4 protein-coding genes are annotated in these 12,811 nt (G+C 68.2%); all 4 read left to right on the top strand.

What is annotated here, in order from left to right; translation table 11 throughout:
• Positions 1 to 240 precede the first annotated feature (240 nt).
• The 4 genes from ISN38_RS05565 to ISN38_RS05550 all read left to right on the top strand — a co-directional run bounded on the left by ISN38_RS05565 (position 241) and on the right by ISN38_RS05550 (position 12,798).
• Positions 241 to 2,460 (top strand): TonB-dependent receptor, encoded by a 2,220-nt coding sequence (locus tag ISN38_RS05565; protein WP_206712100.1) that lies wholly within the window; start codon positions 241 to 243, stop codon positions 2,458 to 2,460.
• Between the two features lie 74 nt (positions 2,461 to 2,534).
• Positions 2,535 to 3,584, top strand: a complete 1,050-nt coding sequence (locus ISN38_RS05560) for a nucleoside hydrolase (protein ID WP_206712099.1) — start codon at positions 2,535 to 2,537, stop codon at positions 3,582 to 3,584.
• Between the two features lie 957 nt (positions 3,585 to 4,541).
• Positions 4,542 to 9,503 carry an alpha-2-macroglobulin family protein gene (locus ISN38_RS05555; protein WP_206712202.1) on the top strand — a complete coding sequence of 1,654 codons (4,962 nt, stop codon included), beginning with the start codon at positions 4,542 to 4,544 and terminating at the stop codon, positions 9,501 to 9,503.
• 394 nt (positions 9,504 to 9,897) lie between these two features.
• A complete protein-coding gene (locus tag ISN38_RS05550; RefSeq protein ID WP_058361638.1) occupies positions 9,898 to 12,798 on the top strand; it encodes a TonB-dependent receptor in 2,901 nt (966 codons plus the stop codon).
• Positions 12,799 to 12,811: the final 13 nt, after the last annotated feature.

The following is a 12,811-nucleotide window of genomic DNA, read 5'->3' as shown; positions in this document are numbered from 1 at the left end:
AGCCGCTCCTACAGGGTACGGCCGAGGCTGCGACATCCGCAGTGCGATTTCGATGGGCCGGGCCGTCCGGGCAGCGCACATGCAGGGCACCTGGAGCGACGCATTGCGCACTTGCCGGCTTAACTCGTTCAAGTGACCGGGACATGCACGGCATGTGTATTTTGTGTTAATTATGCTGCGGCGCCACATCGCTTGCCGGCGGCGCGCACCCGCTCTTGCCCATTCCACTCCGGAGTTCCCATGTCCGCCAGTTGGTCGCTGCGCACCAGCGCACTTGCCGTCGCCGTCGTTTCCGCTGTTTCGTTCTCCGCCGCCGCCCAGCAGGCGGACAGCACGGACGGGGTCGCCCGCCTGGACACGGTCAAGGTCACTGCCGAACGGCGTTCGGAAGATTCCAAGGACGTGCCGATCTCGGCCAGCGTGCTGCGCCCGGAATACCTGGATGCGATCGCCACCAGCGGTTCGGACGTGCGCGTGCTGGCCGGCAAGGCGCCCAGCCTCAATGTCGAATCCTCCAACGGCCGCGTGTTCCCGCGCTTCTACATCCGCGGCTACGGCAACACCGACTTCAATACCTACGCCTCGCAGCCGGTGTCGCTGGTGTATGACGACGTGGTCGCCGAGAACGCGTTCCTGAAGGGCTTCCCGATCTTCGATCTGGAAGGCCTGGAAGTGCTGCGCGGCCCGCAGGGCACGCTGTTCGGCCGCAACACGCCTGCCGGCGTGGTCAAGTTCAACTCGGTCAAGCCCAGCATCGGCGCCAACGACGGCTACGCCAGCCTGTCCTATGGCAGCTACGGCACCATGACCATGGAAACCGGCCTGAGCATCGCCATGGGCGACACGTGGGCCGCGCGCGTGTCGGCGCTGGGCCAGCGCCGCGACGACTGGGTCGACAACACCGTGGACGACCGCGCGTTCGAGGGCTACACCGACTCGGCGGTGCGGGTGCAGCTGCTGTTCCAGCCGGGCGAGGATTTCAGCGCGTTGTTCAACGCGCATGCGCGGCATCTCGACGGCACCGCGCGGCTGTTTCGCGCCAACCTCTTCCAGCCGGGCAGCAACAAGCTGGTGGACGGCTTCGATCCGGACAAGGTCTCCATCGACGGCGCCAACACCCAGGAACTGCAGACCTACGGCGGCAGCGCCAACCTGACCTGGGACCTGGGCGACATCGTGCTGCACTCGATCACCGGCTACGAGGGCATCGGCAAGTACTACAGCCGCGGCGACATCGACGGCGGCTACGGTGCGGTGTTCGCGCCGCCGTCTGGCCCTGGCGTGATCGCGTTCCCAGTGGAAACCGCCGGCGGCATCAAGAACCTGGACCAGTACTCGCAGGAGCTGCGCGCCGAATCGCAGTACGCCGGCCCGGTGAACTGGCAGGCCGGCCTTTACTACTTCCACGATTCGGTGGAAGGCGAGAACTACACCTACAACACCTTCGGCGGCGGCACCCTGAGCAGCTACCAGCTGACCCGCCAGCGCAACACCTCGTGGGCGGCGTTCGGTTCGCTGAATTATGCCGCCACCGACCGCCTGAACCTGCGCGCCGGCATCCGCTACACCTACGACAAGAAGACCTTCGACGTGCTTGCGCTGGACCGCGTCACCCTGCTCGCGCCGTCCACCGGCAGCACCGACAACTCCAAGGTCACCGGCGACCTCAGCGCGACCTACACCATCAATGACGCGGTCAACGTCTACGCCCGCGCCGCGCGCGGCTTCCGCGGCGCCAGCTTCGGCGTGCCGTCGGCGACCGCGCCTCTGACCGTGGCCGCGCCGGAGACCGTGGATGCGTACGAGATCGGCATCAAGTCCGACCTGTTCGACAAGCGCGCGTGGATCAGCTTCGACATCTACGATTTCCGGGTGAAGAACCAGCAGCTGACCGCGGTCGGCGGCACCTCCAACGACGTGCGCCTGCTCAATGCCGACACCTCCAAGGCACGCGGCGCCGAGTTCGACTTCGAGGCGCTGCTCACCCAGAACCTGCGCGTCACCCTCGGCGGCGCCTACAACTGGACCCGCATCGAGGATCCGACCCTGTCGGTCGGCGTGTGCCGCACCTGCACCGTGACCGATCCGCTCAACGCCGCCGGCAACGCCATCATCGACGGCAACGTGCTGCCGCAGGCGGCCAAATGGATGGGCAACGCCACGCTGCGCTACGGCATCCCGGTCGGCGACGACGCCGAGTTCTTCTTCTACACCGACTGGTCCTACCGCAGCGCGATCACCTTCTTCCTGTACGACTCGCGCGAGTTCGTCGGCCAGCCGCTGCTCGAAGGCGGCGCCAAAATCGGCTACACCTGGGGCGCCGGCGCCTACGAGGTGTCGGTGTTCTGCCGCAACTGCACCAACCAGATCCGCGCCACCGGTGCGATCGACTTCAACAACCTCACCGGCTTCATCAACGATCCGCGCATCGTTGGCGCGCAGTTCCGCGCCAATTTCTGATCGACGCCTTGCACTGCGATGCACCACGGACCGCCGGCTATCATGCCGGCGGTTTCTTTTTTAGGGAGGCGCGTATGCGCAGTCTGAAACGGTGGGCGGCGCTGGCGCTGCTGGGCATGGCGCCGATTGCTGCCGCGGCAGCGGAGCGTGAGACGGCCGCTGCGCCTGCGCAACACACGTTGCTGTCCGCAGCGCCGGTGCAGAAGGTGGTGGTGTCCACCGACATCGGCGACGACATCGACGACGCGTTCGCGCTGGCGCTGCTGCTGCGCAGCCCGGAACTGGAGGTGCTCGGCATTGCCTCGGCCTGGGGCGACACCGCACTGCGTGCGCAGTTGCTGCAGCGGTTGTTGCGGCAGGCCGGACGCAGCGAGATCCCGCTGGCGATCGGCCATGCCACCACCAGCACGATTCCCTTCAGCCAGGCGCGCTGGGCGGCGCAGGGCACGGGGCCGCGCAAGGCGCCGGAGGCGGCGGATTTCATCCTGGCGCAGGCGCGGCGCCATCCCGGCCAGGTCACCTTGCTGGTGCTCGGCCCGCTGACCGACGCGGCGCGCGCCTTGCAGCGCGACCCCCAGGGCTTCGCCCAGCTCAGGCAGGTGGTGCTGATGGGCGGCTCGGTGCGTGCCGGCTACGGCAAGTCGCGCTACCGGCCGGCGAACCCGCCGGCGCCCGAGTACAACATCGTCTCCGACATCGGCGCCGCGCAGCGCGTGTTCGGCGCCGGCGTGCCGATCGTGATGCTGCCGCTGGACGCGACCCAGGTGACCCTGGAGGAACCGGAGCGGGTGGCGCTGTTCGCACATGGCGATCCGCTGACCGACGCCCTGACCCAGCTCTACTACCAGTGGCGCGACACCGACCAGCCCTGGGCCAGCGCCACGCCGACCCTGTTCGACGTGGTGCCGGTGGCGCAGCTGCTCGATCCGGGCCTGTGCCCGACCGTGCCATTGCGCATCGCGGTCGACGACCAGGGGGACACTCGGGAAATGCCGCCTGCCGGCGTTGCCGGCGACCCCGCCGCAGGTGGCCACGCAGCGGGCGGCGGCGCCAACGCCCAGGTCTGTCTGGCACTGGACCGGCCGCGGCTGATCGCGCTGTACATGCGGCGCTTGCTGCGCTGAAGCGGCGGCGGGTGCGCCGCTTCGCGCGTCGCGGCTGAAGCCGCCTACAGGGACCCGTGGTCATCCAGCCGGGTGCACTGTAGGAGGGACTTCAGTCCCGACCGATCACCGAAACCGTCGCGGTTCCAGGCTTCGCTCGTCGCGGCTGAAGCCGCTCCTACAGGGACCCGCGGCGATCCAGCCGGGTGCAGTGTAGGAGGGACTTCAGTCCCGACCGATCAGCGAAAGCGTCGCGGTCCAGACTTCGCTCGTCGCTGCTGAAGCCGCTCCTACAGGGACCCGCGGCGATCCAGCCGGGTGCACTGTAGGAGGGACTTCAGTCCCGACCGATCACCGAAACCGTCGCGGTTCCAGGCTCCGTTCGTCGCGGCTGAAGCCGCTCCTACAGGGACCTATGGCGATCCAGCCGGGTGCACTGTAGGAGGGACTTCAGTCCCGACCGATCAGCGAAAGCGTCCCGGTTCCAGGCTCCGTTCGTCGCGGCTGAAGCCGCTCCTACAGGGACCTATGGCGATCCAGCCGGGTGCACTGTAGGAGGGACTTCAGTCCCGACCGATTACCGAAACCGTCGCGGTTCCAGGCTCCGTTCGTCGCGGCTGAAGCCGCTCCTACAGGGACCCGCGGTCATCCAGCCGGGTGCACTGTAGGAGGGACTTCAGTCCCGACTGCATCCAGCCTGGGGGAACCCCTTTGCCCCTCGGCGGCTTCCACGGTGATGTTCGGCGACGACGATCGCAGGTCGGCCGGGGTGGGGCGAGCGGTGTGCGCCGCCGCCATACGCCCGCAACCGGCGCGTAGACATCGGCGCCTGCACGGTCCGGCGCGCCCGCCCGCCGCCCTCCCCGGCCGCCTTGCCAGGGGCCGGCAAACGCCGGGTGCGCACTGTCGATTCCGCGCCTGCGGCGGTCGCGTCCGCGTTCTATACTCGCGCCACATTCACGGAGCGAACGTATGCACATGGATTCGAAGCGGCAGTGGCGCCTCGTGCGTGCGGGGTTGTTGAGCAGCTTCCTGCTGCTGGGTCTGGCGTTGGCGCTGGGCGGCTGCAAGCGTAACGAATCCGGGCAGTTGCCCGATGCCAGCGGCGAGCCGGTGAAGGGCCAGAAGGAAGCGATGAAGGGCTTCGGCCTGGTCCGCGCCTATCCCGACCAGAAGCGCGACGGGCTGTCGCTGGCGCTGGAGTTCTCGCGCCCGCTGGTCGGCACCCAGGACTTCGACACGCTGCTGCGCTTCGAACAAAAAGTCGGCACCGACGAGAGTGCCTGGTCGCTGTCCGACGATGGCAAGACCCTGCGCTATCCGTACGTGGAGGCGGCCAAGGACTACACCGTGCTGATCTCTGCCGATCTGCTCGCCGCCGACGGCAGCCGCCTGGGCAAGCCGCTCAAGCAGAAGGTCTACACCGGCGAACTGGAGCCGGCGGTCGGCTTCGCCTCGCAGGGCAGCGTGCTGCCGGCGCGCGAGAGCCGCGGTCTGCCGGTGGTGTCGCTCAATGTGCCGGAAGTGGACGTGGAGTTCATGCGGGTCAAGGAAGGCGCGCTGCCGGCGTTCTTCGCCCAGTACCAGCGCGGCGGCCGCCGCGGTAGCTGGGAAATGGACAGCGACTACAGCGACCACACCCCGATTTCGCAGCTGGCCGAGTCGGTCTACGTCAACCGCTTCGTGCTCGGCGGCGACAAGAACGAGCGCGCGCTGACCTATCTGCCGATCCAGGACATCAAGGAGTTGCAGGCGCCGGGCCTGTACTTCGCGGTGATGAAGCGCCCGGGCCGGTTCGAGAACGAATACGACACCGCGTTCTTCACCGTCAGCGACATCGGCCTGCACGCGCGCGCCTACAAGGACAAGCTGTTCGTGCACACCGCCTCGCTGCAGAGCGGCGAGCCGTCGAAGAAAGTGGAACTGCGCATCCTCGACGCCCAGGGCGAGCTGTTCCTGAAAGGCGAGACCGACACCAACGGCAACGCGCTGCTGAACTACACGCTCGACGCCGGCCAGGTGCTGGTGGCGCGCAGCGGCACCGACCTGTCGATGCTGCCGTTCAACCAGCCGGCGCTGGACCTGAGCGAGTTCGCCGTGGCCGGGCGCGAGAATGCCTGGTTCGACGTGTTCGCCTGGTCCGGCCGCGACCTGTACCGCCCCGGCGAGACGGTGCGCGTGTCGGCGCTGCTGCGCGACAACGACGGCAAGCCGGTGTCGACCAGCGGCAAGGGTGCACAGCCGGCCGGCGCTCAACCGGTCTTCCTGCGCTTGAAGCAGCCCGACGGCAAGATCTTCCGCGAGACCCGCCTGCAGCCGGGCGAGCAGGGCTATTTCAGCTTCGAGCAGCTGATTCCCGCCGATGCGCCGACCGGGCGCTGGCAGGTGGAGTTCCGCACCGACCCGTCCAGCAAGGAAGCGGTGCAGGGCATGACCCTGCGCATCGAGGAGTTCCTGCCCGAGCGCATGAAGCTGGACCTGGACAGCGCGCAGAAGACGCTCAAGCCGGGCCAGCCGTTCAAGCTGCAGGCCACCGCCGCCTATCTGTACGGCGCGCCGGCCGACGGCAACCGCTTCACCGCCAAGCTGGCGGTGGCGGTCGAGCAGCATCCGGTCGAGACGCTTCCCGGCTATTTCTTCGGCGACCCGACGCTGCAGCTGCCGCGCGAAGCCAAGGACGTGATCGATACCGCGTTCGGCGCCGACGGCAAGCTCGCCGAAGACCTGGTGCTGCCGGACGAAGCCAAGCCGACCAGCACCATCGCCGCGCTGCTCTCGGCCAGCGTTTACGAGACCGGCGGCCGCACCGTCACCCGTACGCTCAAGCGCGTGCTGTGGCCGACGCCGGCGCTGGTCGGGGTGCGCCCGCTGTTCGACGACAAGGACGGCGCCGATGCCAACGCCAACGCGCGTTTCGAACTGATGCGGGTGGACGCGCAGGGCAAGCCGCAGCCGGCCAAGGGGTTGAAGGTGACCCTGGTGCGCGAGCTGCGCGACTACCACTGGGCGTTCACCGACAACCGCTGGGACTACGACTTCACCCGCCGCTTCGAGAACAAGCAGTCCATCAGCGTCGATGCCGGCAGCGGCGCGGCCAAGTTCGATTTCCCGGTGGAGTGGGGCGAGTACCGCGTGGACGTGTTCGATCCGTCCACCGGCCTGACCACGCGCTATCCGTTCCGCGCCGGCTGGAGCTGGAACGACGAGAACCGCGGCCTGGACGCGCGCCCGGACAAGGTCAAGCTGGCGCTGGACAAGACCGGCTACACCGCTGGCGACACGCTCAAGGTCACCCTGACCCCGCCGCATGCCGGTCCCGGCGTGCTGATGGTCGAGAGCGACAGGATGCTGTACGTGCAGGACATCGACGTGAAGCCGGGCAGCCGCTTCGAGATCCCGGTGACCAAGGACTGGGAGCGCCACGACGTCTACGTCACCGCGCTGGTGTTCCGCGGCGGTTCGGCGCCGAGCAAGATCACCCCGGCGCGTGCGGTCGGCGTGGCCTTCGTGCCGATGGAGCGCAAGACCCGGCGCGTGGCGGTGGGCCTGGTCGCGCCCAAGCAGATGCGTCCGGAGCAGCCGCTGCCGGTAACGGTCAGCGTGCCGGAACTGGCCGGCAGGCAGGCGCACGTGACCATCTCCGCGGTGGACGTGGGCATCCTCAACATCACCCGCTTCCCGGTGCCCGATGCCAACGCGCAGTTCTTCGCGCAGCGGCGCCTGGGCGTGGATGCCTACGACATCTACGGCCGGGTGATCGAGAGCTTCGAGGGCGGCACCGGCAAGCTGCGCTTCGGCGGCGACATGGCCTTGGCGGCATTGCCGCAGGCCAAGCGCCCGACCGCGCGGGTGCAGACCGTGGACCTGTTCTCCGGCTCGGTGAAGCTCGATGCCAAGGGCAACGCGCGGGTGCAGCTGCCGGTGCCGGACTTCAACGGCACGCTGCGGGTGTCGGCGCTGGTGTATGCGGACGAACGCTACGGCAATCGCGACGTGGAGACGCTGGTGCGTGCGCCGATCGTGGCCGAGGCCAGCATGCCGCGGGTGCTGGCGCCGGGCGACCGCAGCACGGTCACCCTGGACGTGCAGAACTTCACCGGGCAGGCGGGCGAGTTCAAGGTGCGGGTGGACGGCGAAGGCCCGCTGGCGATCGCCGAGCGCGCGCGCAGCGCCAAGCTCGGCAAGGACGGCAAGGCCACGCTGAGCTTCCCATTGGTGGCGCAGGAGGGCTACACCGTGGCCAAGGTGCGGGTGCGAGTGGACGGCAACGGCTTCAGCGTGGACCGCCGCTACGATCTGCCGGTGCGCGCGGCGTGGCCGTCGGTGCTGCGCGCGCAGACCCGGGTGCTGGACACGTCCGCTGCCGGCGGGCTGGCGCCGGTGACGCTGGGCATGGGCGATGCCGAAGGCCTGATGGCCGGCTCGGTCAACGCGCGCATGCTGGTCAGCGCGCTGCCGCCGGTCCCGTTCGCCAGCGCGCTGCAGGGGGCGCTGGACTACCCGTACGGCTGCGCCGAGCAGACCACCAGCAAGGGCTACGCCGCGTTGCTGCTCGACGACGCCACCGCCAGGCTGCTCGGCGCCAAGGGCCTGGATGCGGCCAGCCGCCGCGCGCGCATGGAAGGCGCGTTCGGGCGGCTGGCCTCGATGCAGATCTCCAGCGGCCACTTCTCGATGTGGGGCGACGACGGCGACGTCAATCCGGGCCTGACACCGTATATCGCCGAGTTCCTGCTCGACGCTAAGGACGCCGGCTTTGCGGTGCCCGACAACGTGCTGCAGAAGGCGCTCAACCGGCTCAGCGAGGACCTTCTGTCCGGCGGCAACAACTTCTACGGCCAGGACCGCCGCGAGAACCTGAAGTTCGCCAACCAGGCGTGGTCGGGCTATGTGCTGGCGCGGGTCAACCGCGCCCCGCTGGGTACGTTGCGCGCGCTGTACGACAACGACCGCGGCAAGGCGCTGACCGGCCTGTCGCTGGTGCATCTGGGCGTGGCGCTGTCGCTGCAGGGCGACAAGAAGCGCGGCGAAGCGGCGATCGCGGCCGGCTTCGCCAAGGACAGCGCCGAGCGTCCGCAGTATTTCGGCGACTACGGCAGCGTGATCCGCGATGACGCGCTGATGATCGCGCTGCTGCACGAGCGCGGCCTGGCCAAGCCCGAGTACGACGCGCGCGCGGTGGCGCTGGGCCGCGAAATCGACGCGCGCCGCCGCGGCGGCTGGCTGTGGCTGAGCACCCAGGAGCAGGTGGCGCTGGCGCGGATGGGCAAGGCGCTGCTGGCCAACCAGAGCAAGCTGGTGTCCGGCCAGCTGGCGATCGGCGACGGCAGCGAGCCGATCGCCGCGGCCAAGGCGTTCGGCCGCCAGTTCAGCGAGGCCGAGCTGGCGCGCGGAGTCAGCTTCGTGCCGCAGGGCGAGGCGCCGCTGTACGCCAGCCTGGAAATTGCCGGCATCCCGCGCAAGGCGCCGAAGGTGGATGAGAGCACGTTGAAGGTGGAACGCGCGTGGTACGGCACCGATGGCAAGCCGTGGACGCCGCGGCCGCTGAAGGAAGGCGAAGCGCTGATCGCGCGCGTCACCATCACCTCCAACGTGGGCATGCCCGACGCGCTGCTGACCGACCTGCTGCCGGCCGGCCTGGAAATCGAGAACTTCAACCTGGGCGATGCCAAGCAGTGGGCCGACGTGGTGGTGGACGGCATCGAGATCAGCGACCGTTCCAACGCCGCCGACGTCAAGCACGAGGAGTTCCGCGACGACCGCTACGTGGCCGCGCTGAGCCTGGCGCAAGGCGGCAAGGCGCAGGTGTTCTATCTGGTGCGTGTGGTAACGCCGGGCACCTACACCGTGCCGCCGCCGCTGGTCGAGGACATGTACCGTCCCGACCTGCGCGGGGTGGGACGCAGCAACCCTGGCACGATCAGCGTCGTGCAGCCTTAAGGCATACCCTCGCTTCCCGGGAAGACGCAACGGGTCGGCCTGTTCGGGGAGTGAGGACAGGCCGTCGCGGATCCGGCCGCAGGCAATGCGTGGAACGATAGGGCCCTTGCGGCCCTAACGTCTTTAGGGGGCGGACGCACGGTCCGCCGTGGCGGTTCGATGACCAGACAGCAGCGGCCGTCTCGCTGTGGCGCCGGCCATCGCCGTGCCTGGGCAGCGCAGCGGCGCATCGCCCCCGCTGCTGCAAACGCGGTCGTCAATGCCGGACTTGGAGTGAACGCGGCGTCGCGCATAGCTCCCACGCACTGACATGGGTTTGTCATGGACCGCTGGATAAAATTAACTACTTTTAAGTTATTAATTTCATTTTTGAAGTTTTTCCAGGGATCATGAAATGACGCATTTGCCTCGCCGCCACTCCCGCCACCAGCGCGCCTTGCTGGTCTGCATGCTCGCTGCCAGTTGCCAGGCCGCCCTTGCGCAGCAGGCGGCCAAGCCGATGCCGGCGCCTGCAGCACCTGCGGACACCGGCGATACCGATGCCGGCGCCGCCTCGGCCGCCGTTGCCGGCGACGCCGGCGCGCCCAAGACCCTGGACAGCGTGGTCGTCACCGGCGTGCGCAAGGCCAATGCCGCGGCGATCGAGAGCAAGCGCGCGGCGACCAACATCACCGACGTGATCAGTTCCACCGACGTGCGCGCGCTGCCGGACACCACCATCGTCGAAGCGCTGCGCCGCATCCCCGGCCTGTCGGTGCTGCCGGCGACCGACAACGAACATCCGCGCGACGAGGCTGCCACGCCGGTGCTGCGCGGCCTCGGCCCGTCCTACAACAACGTCACCATCGACGGCCTGACCGTGGCCTCGCCGGGCACGCCGAACGGCACGCTCGGCTCGATCACCCGCGGCGTGCGCCTGGACATCCTGCCGGCCTCGATGGTCAGCGAGTTGCAGGTGGTCAAGACCTTCACTCCGGATCTCGATCCCAACGCCACCGGCGGTGCGATCAACCTGCGCACGCGCAGCGCGTTCGAGAACGGCGGCAAGCCGTTCTTCACCAGCGAAGCCTCGCTGGGCCATGCCAACGACGTCGGCAAGCCGCGCGACCAGGACGACCCCGGCTACCGCCTCGGCGCCACCGGCAGCACCACTTTCGGCAGCGACCGGCAGTACGGCCTGACCCTGTCGGGCAACTACCAGACGCTGAGCAGCTACACCGAAACCCATATGACCACCGACACGGTGCACTACGGGTTCTACGACGGCAACGGCGTGCTGCAGAGCGGCAGCAACCTCGGCAACGGCTGGGCGGTGCCGCAGCAGGACAAGTACTGGTACGTGATGGACAAGCGCGACCGCTACGGCCTGACCGGCAAGTTCGAGGCGCACCCCAGCGCCGACCTGCAGGCCTACGTCACCGCGGGCTACTACTATTTCAAGGACGACATGCAGCGCAACGAACTGCTGATCGATCCGCGCAACCGCACCCGCGTCGCCAACCAGACCGCGACCTCCGGCAGTTACCCGGCCGGCGACATCGAGGTCGGCTATTCCAACCAGGTCACCACCACCCGCACCAAGCTCGGCCAGGCCGGCATGGAATGGCGGCCGGACGATCACCAAGTGCTGTCCGCGCGCGGCTCGTGGTCGGATGCGACCTACGACGAACCGATCCAGATGTTCAAGTACGTCACCGGCGCGTCGCGCCCGGCGCCGGTCCCGGTCGGCCAGACCGGCGCCGGCGTCAGCGTCAATCCCACCGCCAACTACGCCTTCAACTACGACACCTCGGCGCTGAACCAGCGCTTCCCGGTGGCGCCCCAGGCGTACTACGACTACGACAACTACAGCCTGTTGTACTGGCGCCCCGACTACAAGCGCAGCGCGCGCGACCGCATCCTCACCGGGCGCCTGGACTACGGCTTCAACCAGGGCGAGCAGGACCTCGGCCTGGGCTTCGGCGCCGGCCTGTCGTACACCACCGACAAGCCGTCGTTCAACATCTACCGCGACGAATACCAGCCCAACAGCAGCGCGCCGGCGTTGAACATCGCCGACGTGCTGGCGCCGTCGAACGCGCCGCTGCGCTATCTCGGCCTGAACCTGATCACCATCGATCCGAACAAGGCGCGGCGTGTGCTGCAGTCCACGCCGCGCAGCGCGTTCAACAGCACCGACCAGTCGGCCTTCAGCAACCAGGACAACTTCAGCCACACCGAAAATATCTTCGGCGCCTACGGCCTGGTCAGCTACCGTGCCGAGGCATTCAACGTGGAGGCCGGCCTGCACTACGACAACACCGACCAGTCCACCATCGGCCGCCAGCGCCAGCTGGATACGGCCAGCGGCAAGTACGTCTACGTCGATGCGCCGACCGATTCGCACTACGCCAACCTGCTGCCGTCGGCGATCATGACCTACCACCTCAGCGACCGCCTCGACCTGCGCGCCGGCGCCAGCCGCACGCTCGGCCGCCCGCCGTACGACGCCTACGCCGCGCGCACCTCGATCGGCTTCGTCAACACCACCGATATGGGCAACCCCAATGCGCAGGGCGTGACCGTGACCGTGGGCAATCCGGACATCAAGCCGCGCGTATCGACCAACCTGGACCTGTCGCTGGAATGGCGCCTGCCGGACGATTTCGACGGCATGCTGGCCGCGGCGGTGTTCAACAAGCGCATCCAGGACGAGATCTTCACCCTGTCGCGCACCGACCAGTTCAGCTACAACGGCACCACCTATTCGAATGTGCTGATCAGCACCCCGGCCAATGCCTCCAATGCGCATATCCGCGGCCTGGAACTGAGTGCGGTGCTCAATACCTTGCTGCCCGGCGTGCCGGCGCTGTCCGGGCTGGGCGCCAGCGCCAACCTGGCCTTGCTCGACGGCGGCATGGACGTGCCGTACAGCGTCGGCAGCGCGCCGAACGTGAGCCAGCGCGAGCGCAGCGTCGATCGCCTGGTCGGCCAGCCCGGCTACACCGCCAACGCCTCGCTGTTCTACAACATCGGCGGGCTGGAACTGCGCGCTGCCTACAACCGCCAGGGCAAGGCGCTGCGCGCCATCGTCAGCAACATCGACTGGCAGGACCTGTACTGGGCGCCGCGCTCGCAGCTGGATCTGTCGGCGACCTATGCGATCAACAAGCAGGTCAGCGTGGTCGGCCAGGTCAGCAATGTGACCCACAGCCGTATCACCAGCGTGACCGGGCCGGGCGAGAACCTGCTGAAGGACACTTACTCGGTGCCGACCACGTACTGGTTCGGCATCCGTTTCACACCTTCCCTTTGAAGCTTTCGCACCT

The sequence above is a fragment of the Xanthomonas translucens pv. undulosa genome (assembly GCF_017301775.1).
Lineage (GTDB): Bacteria > Pseudomonadota > Gammaproteobacteria > Xanthomonadales > Xanthomonadaceae > Xanthomonas_A > Xanthomonas_A translucens.
The sequence above is the reverse complement of the archived record's forward strand: the minus strand, read 5'-3'. Positions and strand labels throughout refer to the sequence as shown.

Coding starts and splice junctions, on each gene's coding strand:
- ISN38_RS05565 (WP_206712100.1), top strand. CDS start 241: ATGTCCGCCAGTTGGTCGCTGCGCACCAGCGCACTTGCCGTCGCCGTC.
- ISN38_RS05550 (WP_058361638.1), top strand. CDS start 9,898: ATGACGCATTTGCCTCGCCGCCACTCCCGCCACCAGCGCGCCTTGCTG.
- ISN38_RS05555 (WP_206712202.1), top strand. CDS start 4,542: ATGGATTCGAAGCGGCAGTGGCGCCTCGTGCGTGCGGGGTTGTTGAGC.
- ISN38_RS05560 (WP_206712099.1), top strand. CDS start 2,535: ATGCGCAGTCTGAAACGGTGGGCGGCGCTGGCGCTGCTGGGCATGGCG.